The 18017-nt window shown below is 65.7% G+C and carries 14 protein-coding genes; 12 read left to right on the top strand and 2 right to left on the bottom strand.

All coding sequences use genetic code 11. The features are described from left to right. Positions 1-69 precede the first annotated feature (69 nt). The 4 genes from B8115_RS06050 to B8115_RS06065 all read left to right on the top strand — a co-directional run bounded on the left by B8115_RS06050 (position 70) and on the right by B8115_RS06065 (position 4364). A complete protein-coding gene (locus tag B8115_RS06050) occupies positions 70-522 on the top strand; it encodes a DUF1850 domain-containing protein (RefSeq protein WP_010626868.1) in 453 nt (150 codons plus the stop codon). Between the two features lie 9 nt (positions 523-531). Beyond that, on the top strand, positions 532-2553 hold the full coding sequence (locus B8115_RS06055) for a TRAP transporter permease (protein ID WP_010626869.1): 2022 nt from the start codon (positions 532-534) through the stop codon (positions 2551-2553). A gap of 121 nt (positions 2554-2674) precedes the next feature. Continuing rightward, on the top strand, positions 2675-3184 hold the full coding sequence (purE, locus tag B8115_RS06060; RefSeq protein WP_010626870.1) for a 5-(carboxyamino)imidazole ribonucleotide mutase: 510 nt from the start codon (positions 2675-2677) through the stop codon (positions 3182-3184). A 40-nt stretch (positions 3185-3224) separates the two neighbouring features. Beyond that, a complete protein-coding gene (locus B8115_RS06065; RefSeq protein ID WP_010626871.1) occupies positions 3225-4364 on the top strand; it encodes a 5-(carboxyamino)imidazole ribonucleotide synthase in 1140 nt (379 codons plus the stop codon). Between the two features lie 64 nt (positions 4365-4428). On the opposite strand, the gene B8115_RS06070 is transcribed toward B8115_RS06065, so the two are convergent. Beyond that, positions 4429-6444 (bottom strand): PhoX family phosphatase, encoded by a 2016-nt coding sequence (locus tag B8115_RS06070; RefSeq protein WP_010626872.1) that lies wholly within the window; start codon positions 6442-6444, stop codon positions 4429-4431. 231 nt (positions 6445-6675) lie between these two features. Here B8115_RS06070 and B8115_RS06075 point away from each other — a divergent pair, with 231 nt between their 5' ends. The 3 genes from B8115_RS06075 (at position 6676) to B8115_RS06085 (ending at position 11277) form a co-directional block, all read left to right on the top strand. Next, entirely contained in the window at positions 6676-7968 is a 1293-nt protein-coding gene (locus B8115_RS06075; protein ID WP_010626873.1) for a ferric reductase-like transmembrane domain-containing protein, read from the top strand. Beyond that, a complete protein-coding gene (locus tag B8115_RS06080) occupies positions 7965-8798 on the top strand; it encodes a cytochrome b5-like heme/steroid binding domain-containing protein (RefSeq protein ID WP_010626874.1) in 834 nt (277 codons plus the stop codon). The genes B8115_RS06075 and B8115_RS06080 overlap by 4 nt, the downstream gene beginning before the upstream one ends. 127 nt (positions 8799-8925) lie before the next feature. Beyond that, positions 8926-11277 carry a bifunctional diguanylate cyclase/phosphodiesterase gene (locus B8115_RS06085; RefSeq protein ID WP_010626875.1) on the top strand — a complete coding sequence of 784 codons (2352 nt, stop codon included), beginning with the start codon at positions 8926-8928 and terminating at the stop codon, positions 11275-11277. Positions 11278-11293: 16 nt separating this feature from the next. Here the strand turns inward: B8115_RS06085 and B8115_RS06090 are convergent, their stop codons facing one another. Continuing rightward, positions 11294-12094, bottom strand: coding sequence for a TraX family protein (locus B8115_RS06090; RefSeq protein ID WP_010626876.1), 801 nt, complete (start codon positions 12092-12094; stop codon positions 11294-11296). Positions 12095-12201: 107 nt separating this feature from the next. Here B8115_RS06090 and B8115_RS06095 point away from each other — a divergent pair, with 107 nt between their 5' ends. The 5 genes from B8115_RS06095 to B8115_RS06115 all read left to right on the top strand — a co-directional run bounded on the left by B8115_RS06095 (position 12202) and on the right by B8115_RS06115 (position 17818). Then, positions 12202-13161, top strand: a complete 960-nt coding sequence (locus B8115_RS06095; protein ID WP_010626877.1) for a LysR family transcriptional regulator — start codon at positions 12202-12204, stop codon at positions 13159-13161. 196 nt (positions 13162-13357) lie between these two features. Next, a complete protein-coding gene (locus B8115_RS06100) occupies positions 13358-13885 on the top strand; it encodes a TRAP transporter small permease subunit (RefSeq protein ID WP_026037930.1) in 528 nt (175 codons plus the stop codon). Then, entirely contained in the window at positions 13882-15204 is a 1323-nt protein-coding gene (locus B8115_RS06105; protein WP_010626879.1) for a TRAP transporter large permease subunit, read from the top strand. The genes B8115_RS06100 and B8115_RS06105 overlap by 4 nt, the downstream gene beginning before the upstream one ends. A gap of 86 nt (positions 15205-15290) precedes the next feature. Next, positions 15291-16346 carry a TRAP transporter substrate-binding protein gene (locus B8115_RS06110; protein ID WP_010626880.1) on the top strand — a complete coding sequence of 352 codons (1056 nt, stop codon included), beginning with the start codon at positions 15291-15293 and terminating at the stop codon, positions 16344-16346. A 92-nt stretch (positions 16347-16438) separates the two neighbouring features. Next, entirely contained in the window at positions 16439-17818 is a 1380-nt protein-coding gene (locus B8115_RS06115; protein WP_010626881.1) for a glutamine synthetase family protein, read from the top strand. The last annotated feature ends 199 nt before the right edge of the window (positions 17819-18017 follow it).

The following is an 18017-nucleotide window of genomic DNA, read 5'->3' on the forward strand; positions in this document are numbered from 1 at the left end:
CAGGCATCCACGATGCTTGCTGCGAACCTGCGCAGGAGTCGCCGAGCCCTCGGGCCGGCGACTTTCTGCATGCTGACACTATGCGCTACGAGTATCGCGGCCTGGTCCGATGCCTCGCATCTGGAAGTGCTCGACGATCACGGTCAGGCGCTGGTCTCGCTGCCGATGCCGGAAGGCGAGCGCTGGTGCATGGAGTGGAATCACTCCGTGACCGGCATTCGCGTGCAGGATTGCTATCGCCATCACCAAGGGAACATGGTACTGGAGCGTAGCCACCAGCCGGACTTCGCCGCTGGGCTTGGCCACGTGCCAGGCCGGGGCCGTCAGGTCTCGGACGGCCAGGGCGGCTACTGGATCGAGGACATCGACGAGCCGGTGCCCGGCAACCGCTATCGATTGAGGGTCGGCTCTGCCAGAGTCGACCATAGACTGCTGCATGAGGGACGTCGGATCAGCCTGAGCGAACTGGCGGCCGGCGAGCGGGTGACGATCCACCTGCGCACCCCTGATTCCACCCCCTGAGAGGCGCGCATGAGCGAATCTGCCAACCCGCCCGTCACCGTACCCGGTGGCAATGCCATTCAGCCCCGACCGATCCTGTGGTTGATCACCCTGGTCGCCGTGGGGCTGTCGTTGTTCCAGCTCTACTCCGCCGGCATCCAGCCGCTGGGTCTGTTCTATCAGCGCAGCGTTCACCTGATGCTGATCATGATGCTGGCGTTCCTGATCTTTCCGGTGTTCGGCCCCCACCGCAAACGCGGCGTGTTGGGCGGGCTGATCGATATGGCCTTCTTCGCCGGGGCCCTGATCACCGGTGGCTACATGGTGCTCTACCTGGATGAAATCATCCGCCGCGCCGGGTTCTGGAGCCAGACCGACATCATCGTCGGCTGCATTGCCGTGGTCACGGTGCTCGAGGCCAGCCGCCGTGCGGTAGGCCTGGGTATGACCATCATCGGTGTCATCGCCATTCTCTACGCCTTTGCCGGCCCGCGCGGCGAGCTGCCGTGGTTGGGTCAGTTCATGCCCGGCATTCTCGAGCACCGCGGCTACAACCTCGATCGGGTAGTGGGGCAGCTCTATCTGGGCCAGGAGGGTATCTTCGGCCTGCCGCTGGGGGTGGCGGCCACCTTCATCTTCGTCTTCGTGCTGTTCGGCGCCTTCCTCGAGAGTACCGGCGCCGGCAAGTTCTTCATCGACATGGCCTACGCTGCCACCGGCCGCCAGCGCGGCGGCCCGGCCAAGGCCGCTGTCATCGCCTCCGCCGGCATGGGCTCGATCTCCGGCAGCGCCATCGCCAACGTGGTGACTACCGGCGCCTTCACCATCCCCTTGATGAAGCGTCTGGGCTACAAGCCGCATCAGGCCGGCGGCATCGAGGCTGCGGCTTCCACCGGCGGTCAGATCATGCCGCCCTTGATGGGGGCCGGTGCCTTCCTGATTGCCGAGTACACCAATACGCCCTACCTGGACGTGGTCAAGGTGAGCATCCTGCCGGCGATCATGTATTTCGCCACCGTCTATCTGTTCGTGCACATCATCGCTCTCAAGCAGGGCATGCAGGGTCTGCCCCGCAGCGAGCTGCCGCAGATGCGCGACGTGCTGCGCGAGGGCTGGCACTTCCTGCTGCCACTGGCGGTACTGGTGTGGCTGTTGGCGATGCACATGTCGCCGATGCGGGTGGGCTTCTACGCGGTGGTGACCATGGTTGCCGTGGCCGCGCTGCGCTATACGATATGGTTCTTCTTCGTTGCACCGCGCCAGGGGCAGCCCGTCACCCTGGCCAGCACCGGACGCGTGATCTGGGCCGGCTTCGTCAAGCTGATCGAAGGGCTGGAGCTGGGCGCGCGCAATGCCGTGTCGGTTTCCCTGGCCTGTGCCGTGGCCGGCATCATCGTCGGCGTGGTGGGGCTCACCGGCCTGGGGCTCAAGTTCTCCGCCATGATGATGGCTTTCTCCGGCGGCAACATCGTGCTGGCGCTGCTGATGGTGCTGCTGGCCAGCCTGATTCTGGGCATGGGACTGCCGGTCACCGCCAGCTACATCGTGCTGATCGTGCTGGTGGGCCCGGCCTTGACCGCCGAGTTCGGCATTCCGCTGCTGATCGCTCACCTGGTGGTGTTCTGGTACTCCCAGGACTCCAACGTCACGCCACCGATAGCCTTGGCCGGCTTCGCCGGGGCGGCGATCGCCGGCTCCAAACCGATGGCGACCGGGGTCCAGGCGTGGAAGTTCGCCAAGGGGCTCTACCTGATCCCGATGTTCATGGTCTTCAATCCTGAGATCATCATGGGCGGCCCGCTGCACATCCTGGCCTGGAACGGGCTGATCGCGATATTGGCGCTTGGTGCCTTTGCCGCGGCGCTGGAGGGCTATCTCTTCACGCGTATGTCGTGGCTACCGCGTATCGCGATTACCGGTGCCATCGTGGCGGTGTTCTATCCCAACTTCATGGTGGAGGCCGTGGGGGTGGCGGTGATGATACTCGCCCTCGGCGCCAACTGGCTGGCCAGCCGGCGTGAAATTCACTCGGCCGGAGCCGGGACGACGTGACGGCGGAGGCCGCCTGCGCGAGCGGGCGGCCAATTGCCCGACTGGTCAAGATGACGGCGCCTGCGGGCGCCGTTAGAATACCTGCCCTTCGCCAACCAGCCTCATCACGGGGAACCGCAAAATGTCATCCAGCGAGCAGCCACGCGTAGGCGTGATCATGGGGTCGAAATCCGACTGGCCGGTCATGGAGCATGCCGTGGCGATGCTCGAACGCCTGGGCGTGGCCTATGAGACCCGCGTGGTCTCGGCGCATCGCACCCCCGACCTGCTGTTCGACTACGCCAAGAGTGCCGCCGAGCGCGGCCTGCAGGTAATCGTCGCCGGTGCCGGTGGGGCCGCCCACCTGCCGGGCATGGTGGCTTCGCAGACGGCGCTGCCGGTGCTGGGCGTGCCGGTGGAGTCCAAGGCGCTGAAGGGCCTCGACTCGCTGCTCTCCATCGTGCAGATGCCGGGCGGTATCGCCGTGGGCACGCTGGCCATCGGCAAGGCCGGGGCGACCAACGCCGGCCTGCTGGCAGCGCAGATCGTCGGTCTGCAGGATGCCAAGGTGCGTGCTGCCGTCGAGGCCTTCCGCGCCGAGCAGACCCAGTCGGTGCTCGACAACCCCGATCCCCGACCCGCAGACGAATGAGTCGGCGCACCCCTACGAGCCAGCGAGAGGAGAGAGCGACATGAATATCGGCGTACTCGGTGCCGGCCAGCTCGGCCGCATGCTGGCGCTGGCCGGCTACCCGCTGGCCAACCGCTTCACCTTCCTCGACACCACCGGCCACCCCAGCGCCGGGATCGGTGATGTCATGATCTACACCGATCAGCATCATCTGCTCGACGACTTCCTGGCCAAGGTCGACCTGGTCACCTATGAGTTCGAGCACCTGCCCGTGGCGCTGGTGCAGGCCATCGAGGAGGTCAAGCCGGTCTACCCCTCGAGCGAGGCGATCCGCATCTGCCAGAACCGTGCCGAGGAGAAGGCGCTGTTCGACCGCCTGGCCATTCCCACTCCCGCCTACCGTATCGTCGAGAGCGCCGAGGCGCTGGAAGCGGCGGCCCGCGAGCTGGGCACCCCGGTGGTGGCCAAGTCGGTCACCGAGGGCTACGACGGCAAGGGCCAGGCGGTGCTGCGCGACCCGGCCGAGGCGGCCGAGGCCTGGCGTTCGATCAATCATCCCAAGCTGATCGTCGAGGCCTTCGTCGACTTCGTGCGCGAGGTGTCGATCATCGCCGTGCGCGGCCGCGAGGGCGAGATGGCCTTCTACCCTATGGCCGAGAATCTGCACGTGGACGGCATCCTGCGCTATTCGCTGGCGCCGATGCCGGATCTCGACGAGGCAGTGCAGCAGACCGCCGATGGCTACATCCGCGCGCTGCTCGACGAGCTCGACTACGTCGGCGTGCTGACCCTGGAGCTGTTCCAGACCCGCGACGGCAAGCTGCTGGCCAACGAGATGGCGCCGCGGGTGCACAACTCCGGCCACTGGACCATGGACGGCGCGGTGACCAGCCAGTTCGAGAACCACCTGCGTGCGATTCAGGGCCTGCCCCTGGGCGACACCTCGGCACGCATGCCGACCTGCATGGTCAACGTGATCGGCCAGGAGGGCGATCCGGCGGCCATACTCGCCATCTCCGACGCCCATCTGCACCGCTACGACAAGAGCGAGCGCCCCGGGCGCAAGCTCGCCCACGTCAACCTGCTGGCGCCGACCCACGGCGAGCTGCTGGAGAAGGTACACGCTTGCGCCTGGCTGCTGCCCGAGGCGCCGGAGCCGCGCTTCAGCTTCGAGGACGCGTTCCGCCAAGGCAACCTCTAACGACGCAAGACGCAACGCAGCGGGCCCCGCCATTGGCGGGGCCCGCTGTTTTTTTGCCTCTCGCTTATGCGCCGATGATACCGCCGTCCTCTCGGGTAATCACCAGCGTCGCCGAACGCGGAATGGCGCTTCCGCCGTCCGGCCAGTGGCTGACCGACTCGCCGGCGGCGAACGCCTCGGCGCTGGTGGTGGCGCCGGGGTGCTGCACGTTGACGAACATGGTGCGCTGGTCGGGTGTGGTGATCACCCCGGTGATCTCCTGACCGATGGGGCCGGTGAGGAAGCGGCGGATCTCGCCGGTCTCAGGGTTGGCGACGAGCATCTGGTTGTTGCCGAACACCTCGTGGATACCGGTATTCATCACCGACTCGCTGATGTCGGTCTGGATCCATACGCGACGGTCTGCATCGATCCACAACCCATCGGGGCTGGCGAAGATCGCCTCCTGACCCAGCGGCTCGCCGGCCAGGTCGCGACCGCTCTCCTCATCGCCGGCCAGGACGAAGATATCCCACGCGAAGCGCTCGGCGGCGTGGGTGCCGTCCTCCTGCCAGCGAACGATATGGCCGAAGTGGTTCTCGGCGCGGGGGTTAGCGGCATCGACCTGCTCTTCGCTGCGGCGGGTGTTGTTGGTCAGGGTGAAGTAGACCTGGCCGGTAGCCGGGTCGACGGCGCCCCACTCGGGGCGGTCCATCTTGGTCGCGCCGACGAAGTCGGCTGCACTGCGGGTGTTGACCAGGATGTCGGCCAGGTCGGCGAAGCCGTTCTCCGGGGTCAGGCCGTTCTGGCCCGGGGCCAGGGCCAGCCACTCGCCGCTGCCGTCGTCGTTGAACTTGGCAACGTAGAGCGTGCCTTCGTCGAGCAGCGAGCCATCGGCGCTGGCGGCCTGATAGGGCCGCGCCGAGACGAACTTGTAGATGTACTCGAAGCGGGCGTCGTCGCCGGAGTAGGCCACCACCGGCTGGCCCTCGACGGCCGGAGCGAAGATCACCCCTTCATGGGCGAAGCGGCCCAGGTGGGTGCGCTTGACCGGGGTACTCTGCGGATCGAAGGGGTCGATCTCCACCATGTAGCCGAAGGCGTGGGGCTCGTTGCGGTAGTCCTCGCTGGATGAGGCGCCGCGGGAGGTGGCATCGAAGCGCACGAACTCGTCGGCGCCGCCCTGGGCGCGGTGCCATTGGTAGCGACCTTCGGCACGGGTGGCGATGCCGTAACGGGTCTGGCGGCGATCGATCTCGGCATCTTCGTTGGCGAAGTAACCGGCCCAGTTCTCCTCGGCGGCCAGGTAGGTGTTCCACGGCGTGACACCATGGGCGCAGTTGTTCAGGGTGCCGCGGGTCATGCTGCCGTCGGGGCTGTACTTCGTCACCACGTGCTCGGTGCCTGCCACCGGCCCGGCCAGTTGCATCGGCGTGAGCCCGGTGACGCGACGGTTGTGACGATCCTGTACCACCTGCCACTGGCCGTCGTCACCCTGGCGCACCCGCACTACCGAAACGCCATGAGCGTTGAGTTCCTTGCGCACCTGGTCGGTATCGCGGGAGCCGTCCTCGTGCTGCGGGAAGCCGTCGGCGTCCAGGGCCAGCCCTGACGCCGCAGCGTGCAGGAAGCGCGGCTCGACGTATTCGTGGTTGAGCACCAGCAGGCCGTCGCGGGAGCTGCCGTCGATGGCGAAGTAGTGCATGCCGTCATGGTGGCTGCCGATCTGGTGAGCCTGGTCCTCGCCGCTGGCATCGAGAGAGAAGGCCGGCATGCTGCCGCTGATCGGCGTGCCCCAGGGAATGAAGGCCTGTACCCGGTAGCCTTCCGGCACCACTACGCTGTCGCCGGCGCCGACGGGAATCGCCTTGAAGCCGATGCTCGGCGACGGGACGCCGGCGGCCAGGGCGCGACCGAAGGGCAGGCTGGTGGCCATGGCCCCGGCAATGGCGGCAGCCAGACTGCCGCGCAGCAGCGTGCGGCGACTCATGCGCGCTGCCAGGATATCGCCGAAATAGGCGTTGCCGGAGGCGTTGCTCGTCGGCTCGTCGCCGGCGGCCAGTATGGGGTCGACGTGACCGGGGAGATGAGGCTGGGTCATGGCTTGTTTCTCCTGGAGGCATGCTGCATGGCGCTTGCCGAAGGCTAGTGGGTCTTCGCCCGAAGAGAGTGGCGACTGGGCGTTACAGCGGCATGACCGGTTGGTGGCGCTTCGATGACGCGGCGTTGCACCATCTGATATGGATCAAGTGTGTGTGGATAAATGGCGTCAGACCTTGAAGCCTGGCGCCATTAGACGACACTGATGTCAGTTCTGCCCCGGGGAGAGATCATGCGACGACTGCCAAGACTGGGCGACATTGCCCTGATCGTGGCACTGTTGCTGCCGTTGGCGGTGGCGCTGCCGCGCCTGGGTGGGCTGGGTGGGCCGCCCGAGCTGTGGTTGACCTGGGTCGGTCGTGTCACGGGCATCCTGGGGCTGGCCATGATGCTGCTGGCCGGGCTAGTGAGTTGCCGGGTGCCGGGTTTTGACAGACCTTTTGGCGGGCTGGCACGACTCTGGCGCATGCATCATTGGCTGGGTTTCGCGGCATTCATCCTGGTCATGGTCCATGCGTTGGCGATGGGGCTGGTGGCGGTTCCGGCATCCCTGGAGGCCGCGGTGGCCACACTGTTCCCGCCGCCTGCCCAGGGCGCGATATGGCTCGGCTGGCTGGCCTGGGTGGCGATGGTGGTGTTTTTGGCGCCGACCTTCGGCTTCTTCGGCAAGCCCCATTATCAGCGTTGGAAGCGCCTGCACCTGGTCTCGGCAGCGGCGCTGCTGCTGGGGCTGTGGCATGCCTTGCTGCTGGCCGGAGAGGCCTGGCCGTGGTGGCTGCTCGGCATTGCCGGGCTGGGTGCCATTGCCTGGCGCAAGGGCGTAGCGCCGCAGCGGCGCCATCCCTACCGCATCGAGCAGGTGGTGCCTCTGGCCCGCGGTGTGGTCGAGCTGGTGCTGCGCCCCGAGGGGAGCGGCATTCGCCATGCGGTGGGGCAGTTCGTCTATCTCACCCCGCTGGACGAGCGGCTCGCTGCCGGACGCGGTGAGGAGCACCCCTACACCATCGCCTCGGCGCCCTCAGATTCGCGGCTGCGCATCGGTATCAAGGATCTGGGCGATGCCAGCCACGCCCTGCAGACTGTGATGCCGGAAACACGGGTATTGATCGAAGGCCCCTACGGGGAGTTCTTCGAGCGGCGCTTCCCGCAGCGCGACATGCTCTGGCTCGGCGGCGGCATCGGTATCACACCGTTCGTTGCCGGTGCCCGTAACCTGGGTGCCGGATCCGTTCCCGACGTGCACGTGCATCTGTTCTATCTGGCCAATAACCCGGATCGTGCCTATTACCGGCAAGAGTTCTGCGAGATTGCCGCGCGAGTCGAGGGGTTCGCCTATACCCAGCACTACCATCGCGATCATGGACCTCTCACCGAGGCATTCCTGCGTGAGCACTGTCCCGACTTCGCCGAACGGGAGATATATCTCTGCGGCCCGCCCGGCATGAACGCTTATCTGCAGCGGCTATTGATCGAGCAGGGCATTCCCGCTGCACGCATTCACAGCGAGGTCTTCGATTTCCTATGAACAAGATCGCTTACAGCGCCTTCATTGCTTTCGTGGCCAGCCTCATCACCCTTGTCTCCGTCAATGCGCTTTCCGGCAGCGACCGGGAGACGGTCGAGGACTTCGACCTGGAGTCGATCACCATGGAGGAGCTGGCCGAACATGGCAGCGCCGAGAGCTGCTGGAAGGCCATTCATGGTCGGGTCTACGACATCACCGACTACGTGCCCGATCATCCCACCGAGGAAGAGGTCCTGCTCGAGTGGTGCGGACGGGAGTCCACCGAGGGCTGGGACAACAAGCGCCCCGGTGTACCCCACAGCCCCAGGGCCGAGGCGATGCTCGAGCGCTACCTGATCGGCCGACTGGTGGATGACACGGCCGAGCCTCTCGAGCCCGGAGCGAGCGAGCCCGCTGGCGCCGTGGTGGAGAGGCAGGCCGGAGAAGCGACGTCGCCGGCCCAGGACGAGCGTCTGGCGCGCGCCTTGCTGGGGCTGCCGCTCGACGGACACTATCGCGGTGCCTTCACCGACCGGGGCAGCATTCAGGTCAACGTCACGTTCGATCTGCGCGATGGCCACATCGAATCGCTGGCCTATCGCCACCTGGCTTACCGTGGGGTGGATTATCTGGCCTTGGAAGAGGGCGATGAGCTGTATCCGGTCATGCTGCAGCATCGTCAGATAGCCGAGCGTCTGGAGGGCGCACCGGTCACCCGGATTTTCGCTCTCTACGAGCCCGAGTCGCTGGTGGATGACATCGATGGCTACAGCGGAGCGACCCTGCGTGGTGCCAAGGTGATCTCGGCCATTCGTGATGCCTTGAACCGCGGTGTCTATGCCTGGCCCTAGCAGGTGCGGCGGAGGTGGGGCCGCCGCCTGTGCTGGCGGCGGCTTGCGTTGAGGGGGATGGCTCGCTAATGGCGGCGGTATCAAGTAAATATAGTTCGGTCTAACAATTACACTCTCGGACCCTTGCATGCCTCTCCCGCTTCAGGATGAGCACCGCGAACTCGATGGCGCGCCGCTAACGGACATCTCCCATCGGCGCCGGTTGGCCCACGAGCAGGTGCACCTGCTGTATGAGCGTTTGTGGCAGCCGGTCCTGGCGAGCGTGCTGGCGGCCTCGCTGCTGGTGGCCGCCATGTGGTCGATCATGTCGCCCGGCATCCTCCTGGGCTGGTTCGCCGCGCTGGCGGTGGTGTCGGGAGCGCGCCTGTGGCTGGCCTGGTTCTACCACCGCCAGCCGGCTTGGCATCGGCAGCGCCGCCGCTGGCTGTTTCGTTTTGCCTGGGGGGCCGGTATCGCCGGCCTGCTCTGGGGAGCGGCTGGGCTTACGATGTTTACCACCGAGCATCAGGGACAGCTGGCGGCGCTGGCCATCGTGCTGACCGGTATCGCGGCGGGAGGCGTGACCACGCTCTCCTCGGTTGCCTGGATGGCGCCGCTGTTCGTGCTACCCACCATGCTCCCTCTGCTGGGGCAACTGCTGCTCCAAGGGACCTCGCTCTCTTGGCTGCTGGCCGCCATGGTGGTGCTGTTTCTGGGGCTGGTGCTGGTGACCAGCCGCCGCTTGAATCGCACCATCACCGACAACATCGCCCTGCGTCTGATCGTCTCCTCTCGCGAACAGCAGCTGCGCGTCAGCGAGGCGCGCTATCGCGCCATCTTCCGCCACACCCCGCTCGGCGTCATGCATTTCGACCGCGAAGGGCAAGTAGTGGACTGCAACGAGATGTGTCTCGACATCCTCGGCACCAGCCGGCAACGGCTGCTGGGATTGAACCTGCTGACCCAACTGAACGACGAGCGTGTGAGCGGCGCGATACGCGATGCCCTGGAAAGCGGCACCGGCTACTTCGAGGGCACCTATCGCGCCGTGGTCAGCGGCAAGCAGACGCCGCTGCGAGCCTTCTACAGCGCGCTGCGCAACGAGTCGGGCGACGTGGTGGGCGGGGTCGGAATCATCGAAGACTTCACCGAGCGCAAGCTGGCCGAGGAGACCATTCATCGCCAGGCCTACTTCGACCCGCTGACGGAACTGCCCAATCGCCGCCTGCTGATCGAGACGCTGGCCTCCACCATTCGTGACCGGCGCGATGACGGTCGCGTCGGCATGGTGCTGTTCCTCGACCTGGACCGCTTCAAGATCATCAACGACACTCTTGGCCACGCGGTGGGTGACGAGCTGCTGCGTCAGGTGAGCAAGCGGCTCTTGCTGAGTATCGACAAGGACGCCATGGCAGCGCGGCTCAGCGGCGACGAATTCGTCGTGCTAATGCCGGCGCTGAGTGCCGACCGGGAGATGGAGCTGAAGCGGGCCGAGCACCGGGCCGAACGCCTGCTGTCGACCCTGCGTCGCACCTACGACCTCGGCGGGCAGCGAATCAGTGTGACGCCGAGTATCGGCTACACCCTCTTTCCGCTGGGCGACGAAGACGTCGGCGACGTGCTGCGCCATGCCGACACCGCCATGTATCAGGCCAAGCTCAAAGGGCGAGCCCAGATCTGTGGCTATGAGCCCGCGATGCAGACCCAGCTCAGCTGGCGCCTCGAAATGGAGCAGGCGCTGCGCCGCGCCCTGTCGGAGGATCAATTGAGTATCGCCTTCCAGCCCCAGCTCGACGAGCAGGAGCGGATCATCGGCGCTGAGGCGTTGATGCGCTGGAAGCATCCCCGCCATGGCTCGGTTTCGCCCGAGGTATTCATCGCCATCGCCGAGGAGAGCGATCTCATCGTCGAGCTGGAAACCTGGATGCTGGACCGCTGCTGCAAATTGTTGGCGCACCTGCCAGTGGCGGTTCTTCCACGCCTGTCGGTCAACATCAGCGTGCGCCACTTCAGCCAGCCCGGCTTCGTCGAGGGGCTCACCTGGGTGACGGGCACCCACGGCATCGACCCGGCGCGGCTGATGGTGGAGCTGACCGAGAGCATCATGATCGACGGGCTGCAGGATGCCGTCGAGCGTATGCGGGCGCTCAAGCGACTAGGGGTCAAGCTGGCGCTGGACGATTTCGGTACCGGCTTTTCTTCACTTGCCTATCTGAAGTCGCTGCCGCTGGACGAGCTCAAGATCGACCGCAGTTTCGTCAGCAACCTCGATACCGACGGCAACGATGCCGCCATCGTGGAAACGGTGCTGGCCATGGCCCAGCATCTCGGCATCGACGTGGTGGCGGAAGGGGTTGAGAATCGGGCGCAGCAGGAGTACCTGCTGGCTCGGGGCTGCCGCCTGTTCCAAGGCTACCTTTTCTACCAGCCCATGAGCGTCGAGGCGTTCGAGGAGCTGCTGACCGGCAGTGAAGTCGAGACCGAGGTCGGCGAGGGCTAGGCTCTGAATGGCCGGCTCAGCCCAGCGCGCCGCTGGCCCAGAGCCACAGTGCGATCAGGGCGAAGTGGCCCGGATACCAGGTCAGCCATAGGCGACGGGGCATGGCGAGGGGCACGTCGGGCGTCAGGCGATAGGCACCGGCGGCAAGCCACAGCACGGCGAGGCAGGTGGCCACGGTGAACGACTTGGCCATGTCGGAGCTGTTCATCAGGCCCGCTACGATCAGCACCGGCGCCGCCAGCGCTACCGCCTGCAGGCGTTCGGCCAGGCTTTCCCCGGCACCGTGCAAATGATGCATGGCGAGCATGAACAAGGGGATCAGCAGCAGGCCGCGGTGGCCGTATTCGACCCAGCCGCCTAGCAGATACCAGAGCGCCAGGGTGGCGGCCACTGCGGCCCCTAACCAGACGCTGCCCAGACTGCCGCTGCGGTGGCGTGCGAGCAGATCGCGTAGCCAGGCGCCCCAGGCCAGCCCCAGCGCCAGGGTGAAGCAGACATTGAGGATGAAGGCATCCGAGGCCCGCGGCATCATCATGTAGGGCAGTTGGGCAGCGATGCCGATGATCAGGATGCGCCGTGCGTAACGTAGCGGGTTACGGGTATTGAACAGACCATGCCAGGCGACCATGGCAGCGAACAGCGGAAAGGCGATACGGCCGATGGATGAGCCGGCCCAGCCGAGCTCCCAGGCACTGGGGAAGACGTAGCGGGTCAGGTGATCGACGGTCATGGTGGCAAGAGCCAGCCACTGCCCCCAGCCCGTCCAGGTGGAGATGGGGCGATCCGGCGCCGTGCTGGAAGCGGCCTGTGCGGTCATCCTGACCTCCTTGTCGGCAATGAAACTCTCATTATAACAACCCCCTGTGACCGGGCCGCACCGCTGGAGTTCCGCACCAGGCAGGGGCAGTAGGGAGAATCAAGGCAATGCGCAGCGGCTTCGGTTTCGATCTTCGCAGCATGGAGATCTTCGTCGAGACCCTGGAGCAGGGCAGCCAGAGTGCGGCGGCTCGGCGGCTGGGGCTCAAGCAGTCCTCGGTATCGCAGAGCCTGGCCAATCTGGAGGAGAGCATGGGCGTGTCGCTGTTCAAGCGCCACACCCGCCCCCTCGAGCCGACCAGCGCCGGGCGCTTCTTCTACGACCGCGCCAAGCGTCTGCTCGACGAGGCGCGCAGCACCCGCCGCGAACTGGTCAGCGGCGGCTTCGGTCAGCTGCATCAGGTGCGTCTGGCACTGGTCGACTCGCTGGCCACCGCCGTGGGCCAGCCCCTGATCGAACTGATCCGCCGCTACACCCGCGACTATACCCTGACCACTGGGCTGTCGCACATGCACGGCCACTCCCTGCTCACGCGCCATGTGGATATCATCATTTCCGATGACCGTCTGGAGAATTACGACGGCCTGGAACGGCATGCCCTGCTGCGCGAGCCCTTCGTGCTGGTGGTGCCGCTCAACTGGAGCGGCCCGCTGGACAACCTGCGCTGGCTGGCCCGTCATCTGGACTTCGTGCGTTATACGCCGCAGTCGCTGATCGGTCAGGCCATCGAGCGTCATCTGCGCCTGAACCAGCTGGAACTGCCGGCCCGGCTGCATCTCGACAACACCTTCGCCGTGCTGCGCCTGGTCAGTGCCGGCGCGGGCTGGACCATCACCACGCCGCTGTGTCTCTATCAGGCCGGACTCGACAGCCTGCAGGTCACCGTGGCGCCGCTACCGCTGGCGCCGCTGACCCGGGAACTGACCCTGGTGGCGCGGCGCGACGAGCTGGGTGAGCTGCCGGCGCTGCTGGCCCGCGACAGCCGTCGTCTGCTGGAGCAGCGTTTCCGTACCCAACTGGAGCGGGTGCTGCCCTGGCTGGCGCCCGAGGTTTCCGTCCAGCCCTAAGTGCACAAATGCCTGCGTGAGCGAATCGCTGCGTTGCGTCGAACGCGTGCATCGGCCGTCGCGTCTGCTGCGTGACGGGGCACTATCGATTTTACCCATAGTGCCGTCGTCCCGATTGCCGATGCTCTTTGCGCCTTTTCGTTACATGCGCAAAGACTGCATCGATACGGGACGAAACCAGGATCGGTGCCGGACGATGCCAAGAACAATAATGCTCTATGTGCGCTGGGTGGATGCGTTCAACCGGGTGGTGGGACGCATCGTCATGTTCATGATCTTCGTGATGATCGGTGTGCTGCTCTACGCCTCGGTGGCACGTACCGCCTTCAACAGCCCGCTGATCTGGAGCATCGAGGTCTCCCAGTTCCTGATGTCCTCCTACTACCTGCTGGGCGGTGCCTACGCCATGCAGATGGGGGCCCACGTGCGCATGGACCTGTTCTACTCGCGCTGGTCCGACCGCACCCGTGCCTGGGTCGATGCACTTACCATCCTGCTGCTGATCGTCTTTCTCGCCGCGCTGCTGTTCGGAGGTATCTCCAGTACCGAATACGCCCTGCGCTACGGCGAGAAGAGCTACACCGCCTGGGCACCACGGCTGGCGCCGATCAAGATCATCATGACCTTCGGCGTGTTCCTCATGCTGCTGCAGAGCGTCTCGACCCTGATCAAGGACATCGCCCGGGCGCGCGGTATCCGCCTGGAAGGGGAGCATCTCGAATGAGCTACGAGATGATCGCCCTGCTGATGTTCTCCACCATGATGCTGCTGCTGCTCACCGGGCAGCGGGTGTTCGGGGTGATCGGCTTCGTCGGCGCCACCGCCTCGCTGCTGCTGTGGGGACAGGGCGGGGTGGAGATGCCCTTCAGCGCCGCCATTCAGCTGATGAACTGGTACCCGCTGCTGACCCTGCCACTGTTCATCTACATGGGCTACATGCTCTCCGAGTCGGGCATCGCCGGCGAACTCTACGAGATGTTCCACGTCTGGATGGGCTCGCTCAAGGGCGGTCTTGCCGTGGGTACCATCGGGCTGATGGTGGTGGTCTCGGCGATGAACGGGCTGAGCGTGGCGGGAATGGCCATCGGTGCCACCATCGCGCTGCCGGAGCTGCTGCGCCGCGGCTACGACAAGGTGATGGTCACCGGGGTGATCCAGGCCGGCAGCTCCTTGGGCATACTGGTGCCGCCCAGCGTGGTGCTGGTGCTCTACGGCATGATCGCGCGCCAGCCGGTCAGCCAGCTGTGGCTGGCCGGGGCCATTCCGGGGCTTATCCTGGCCGGGCTGTTCGTACTCTATATCGTCATTCGCTGTCACCTGCAGCCGCATCTGGGGCCGGCGCTGCCCGCCGAGGAGCGCCAGATGAGCCTGGGCGAGAAGCTCAAGCTGCTGCGCGCCGGCATCCTGCCGCTGCTGATCTTCTTCTTCATGACCGGGCTGTTCTTGATGGGCGTGACCAGCCTGGTGGAGAGCTCGGCGGTGGGGGCGGTGTCGGCAACCCTGGCGGCGCTGATCAAGCGCCGCCTCACCTGGAAGGTGATCGAGAGCACCGTGCGCAAGACCCTGGGCATCAGCTGCATGTTCATGTGGATCATCCTGGCGGCGCTCTGCTTCGGCGCGGTGTTCGACGGCCTGGGCGCGGTGCGCGCCATCGAGAACGTCTTCCTCGACCGGGTCGGCATGAGCCCGTGGCAGATACTGGTGATGATGCAGCTCTCCTACATCCTGCTCGGCATGTTCCTCGACGACACCGCCATGCTGGTGATCGTGGCGCCGCTCTACGTGCCGCTGGTGATCAGCCTCGGCTTCGACCCGATCTGGTATGGCGTGCTCTACACCATCACCGTGCAGATCGCCTACATGACCCCGCCGTTCGGCTACAACCTGTTCCTGATGCGCGCCATGGCGCCGCCGGAGGTGTCGCTCGGAGACATCTACCGCAGCGTCTGGCCCTTCGTCGGCATCATGCTGATTGGGCTGGCGCTGATCACCATCTTCCCGCAGCTGGCGCTGTGGCTGCCGCATCTTTACCGCGGCTACTGACCCAGGAGGTGCAACCCGGTACGACGAATGAGCAGTGCGTTTCTTCCCACAGTTTCCACAACAAGCAGAAAAGCAGGAGAAGAGAGATGACCAACCGTCGCGATTTCCTCAAGAAGGCGGGCCTGGCCACCGCCGCCACCGTGGGGGCCACGACCCTTGCGGCGCCCTACGTACATGCCCAGCGCCGGCCGATTCGCTGGCGCCTGCAGACCTACGCCGGCCCGGCGCTGGCCGCCCACGTGATCAAGCCCTCCATCGACGCCTTCAACAAGGCCGCCAACGGCGAGATGGAAATCGAGCTCTACTATGCCGACCAGCTGGTGCCCACCGGCGAGCTGTTCCGCGCCATGCAGCGCGGCACCATCGATGCCGTGCAGAGCGACGACGACTCGATCAACGCCCCGGTGGACGTCTCAGTGTTTGGTGGCTACTTTCCCTTCGCCTCGCGCTACAGCCTCGACGTGCCGGCGCTGTTCCACCACTACGGGCTCAAGGAGATCTGGGAGGAGGCCTACGGCGAGATCCCCGGGGTCACCTGGCTCGGCTCCGGCGCCTGGGACCCGTGCAACTTCGTCACCCGCGACCCGATCCGCAGCCTCGAGGACCTGCGCGGCAAGCGCGTGTTCACCTTCCCCACCGCGGGGCGCTTCCTCAGCCGCTTCGGCGTGGTGCCGGTGACTCTGCCGTGGGAGGACATCGAGGTCGCCATGCAGACCCGCGAGCTCGACGGCATCGCCTGGGCCGGCATCACCGAGGCCTACACCGTAGGCTGGGCCGACGTCAGCAACTACTACCTGACCAACAACATCTCCGGCGCCTGGGCCGGCTCCTACTTCGCCAACACCGATCGCTGGAACGAGGTGCCCGAGCACCTGCAGACCCTGTTCAAGCTGTGCATGGACAGCTCCCACTACTACCGCCAGCACTGGTACTGGTGGGGCGAGGCTCACTACCGCACCACCGGCGGCAAGCTGGAGCTGACCTCGATACCGGAATCGGAGTGGCAGCAACTGGAGGACGAGGCGTTGGCCTTCTGGGACGAGATCGCTCAGGAGAGCGAGCGCAGCGCCCGAGTGGTGCAGATCCTCAAGGATTATCGTCAGACCATGCAGCAGGCGGGCCCGCCTTACCGCTATGGTTGAGGGTAGGGGGCGGGTGCCCTGGTGCCCGCCCCGCCTGAAGTGCCGAAGCAACGAGCGATAACGACAACGACAAGAGGCGTGAGGAAGCCAAGATGAGCCGACTCCAGGCAAGAGACGTAAGAAACGCCGACGACGCCCGGCGTATCGTCGAGCAGCGCGGGCTGAGCCACGTCAAGGTGGGCATGTTCGACATCGACGGCGTGATGGTCGGCAAGTACATGCGCCGCGACAAGTTCTTCCACGCCCTGAGCGAGGGCTTCGCCTTCTGCGATGTGGTGCTGGGCTGGGACAGCAAGGACGAACTCTACGACAACGTGAAGTACACCGGCTGGCACACCGGCTACCCGGACGCCGCCCTGCGGCTGATACCGGAGAGCTGCCGCGAGCTGCCCTGCGAGGGCGACATGCTGCTGTTCCTGGCCGAGTTCATCGGCCCGGCCGGGGAGATCTGCCCTCGCGGGCTGTTGCGTCGCGTGCTGGCCAAGGCCGAGGAGATGGGCTTTGTCGCCTGCGGCGCGCTGGAGTACGAGTTCTTCCTGTTTCACGAGACGCCGGAGTCGGTGCGCGAGAAGGGCTTTCGCAACCTCAAGCCCTTCACGCCGGACATGATGGGCTACTCGATGCTCAGAAGCTCGGTGCACGGCGAGCTCTACCACGAGCTGCTGGCCATGGCCGAGGCGATGGACTTCCCCATCGAGGGGCTGCACACCGAGACCGGCCCCGGCGTGCTGGAAGCGGCGATCCGCGTCGACGAGGCGCTGGCCGCCGGCGACAAGGGCGCGCTGTTCAAGACCTTCACCAAGGTGTGGGCGCAGCGCCGCGGGCTGATGGCCACCTTCATGGCCAAGTGGTCGCCGGACTACCCCGGCCAGAGCGGTCACATCCACCTCTCGCTGAATCGCGCCGACAGCGGCGAATCGGCCTTCTTCGATGCCGACAAGCCCCATGGGATGAGCGACATCCAGCGCCACTTCGTCGCCGGCCAGCAGCAACTGATGCCGGAGTTCCTGGCCATGTTCGCCCCCACAGTGAACAGCTACACCCGGCTGATTCCCGGCTTCTGGGCGCCCACCGATGCCACCTGGGGGGTGGAGAACCGCACCACCGCGCTGCGGGTGATTCCCGGCAGCGCCAAGTCGCAGCGGGTCGAGTATCGCCTGGGTAGCGCCGACGCCAATCCCTACCTGGCGCTGGCCGCGGCGATCGGCTCGGGTCTCTACGGCATCGAGAACCAGCTCGAGCCCGACGAGATGGTGACCGGCAACTCCTACGAGCTGGCTCACCCAGAGCATCAGGCGCTGTCGCGTACGCTGTGGGAGGCCGCCCAGCGCTTGAAAGCTTCCGACGCGGCGCGCAGCCTGTTCGGCGACGCCTTCGTCGAGCACTTCGCGGCCACCCGGGAATGGGAAGAGCGCCAGTTCCGACGCCATATTACCGATTGGGAGCTCGACCGCTATTTCGAAATTATTTGATCCGCACTGGCTGCGCGATCCGCAGGCTGTGTTGGAGCGAAAACTCGCGATGCTCATTGACTGGAGTCAACTCCGCTCGCTCCTTTCCGCTCCGCCTTGCCTGCGAACCGCTCGCTCAGTGCTCACCTTGGCTAAGCCTTCAGGCACAAACCGCCAAGATGGACAAGGTTCAAGCACTCTCTGTTTCTCTGTGAAACGG

The organism is Halomonas sp. KM-1, assembly GCF_000246875.1.
GTDB classification, from domain to species: domain Bacteria; phylum Pseudomonadota; class Gammaproteobacteria; order Pseudomonadales; family Halomonadaceae; genus Halomonas; species Halomonas aerodenitrificans.

What these genes read in the sequence shown, in the direction of transcription:
- B8115_RS06050 (WP_010626868.1), top strand. Translation starts at nt 70, where the DNA reads ATGCTGACACTATGCGCTACGAGTATCGCGGCCTGGTCCGATGCCTCG.
- B8115_RS06055 (WP_010626869.1), top strand. Translation starts at nt 532, where the DNA reads ATGAGCGAATCTGCCAACCCGCCCGTCACCGTACCCGGTGGCAATGCC.
- purE (WP_010626870.1), top strand. Translation starts at nt 2,675, where the DNA reads ATGTCATCCAGCGAGCAGCCACGCGTAGGCGTGATCATGGGGTCGAAA.
- B8115_RS06065 (WP_010626871.1), top strand. Translation starts at nt 3,225, where the DNA reads ATGAATATCGGCGTACTCGGTGCCGGCCAGCTCGGCCGCATGCTGGCG.
- B8115_RS06070 (WP_010626872.1), bottom strand. Translation starts at nt 6,444, where the DNA reads ATGACCCAGCCTCATCTCCCCGGTCACGTCGACCCCATACTGGCCGCC.
- B8115_RS06075 (WP_010626873.1), top strand. Translation starts at nt 6,676, where the DNA reads ATGCGACGACTGCCAAGACTGGGCGACATTGCCCTGATCGTGGCACTG.
- B8115_RS06080 (WP_010626874.1), top strand. Translation starts at nt 7,965, where the DNA reads ATGAACAAGATCGCTTACAGCGCCTTCATTGCTTTCGTGGCCAGCCTC.
- B8115_RS06085 (WP_010626875.1), top strand. Translation starts at nt 8,926, where the DNA reads ATGCCTCTCCCGCTTCAGGATGAGCACCGCGAACTCGATGGCGCGCCG.
- B8115_RS06090 (WP_010626876.1), bottom strand. Translation starts at nt 12,094, where the DNA reads ATGACCGCACAGGCCGCTTCCAGCACGGCGCCGGATCGCCCCATCTCC.
- B8115_RS06095 (WP_010626877.1), top strand. Translation starts at nt 12,202, where the DNA reads ATGCGCAGCGGCTTCGGTTTCGATCTTCGCAGCATGGAGATCTTCGTC.
- B8115_RS06100 (WP_026037930.1), top strand. Translation starts at nt 13,358, where the DNA reads ATGCCAAGAACAATAATGCTCTATGTGCGCTGGGTGGATGCGTTCAAC.
- B8115_RS06105 (WP_010626879.1), top strand. Translation starts at nt 13,882, where the DNA reads ATGAGCTACGAGATGATCGCCCTGCTGATGTTCTCCACCATGATGCTG.
- B8115_RS06110 (WP_010626880.1), top strand. Translation starts at nt 15,291, where the DNA reads ATGACCAACCGTCGCGATTTCCTCAAGAAGGCGGGCCTGGCCACCGCC.
- B8115_RS06115 (WP_010626881.1), top strand. Translation starts at nt 16,439, where the DNA reads ATGAGCCGACTCCAGGCAAGAGACGTAAGAAACGCCGACGACGCCCGG.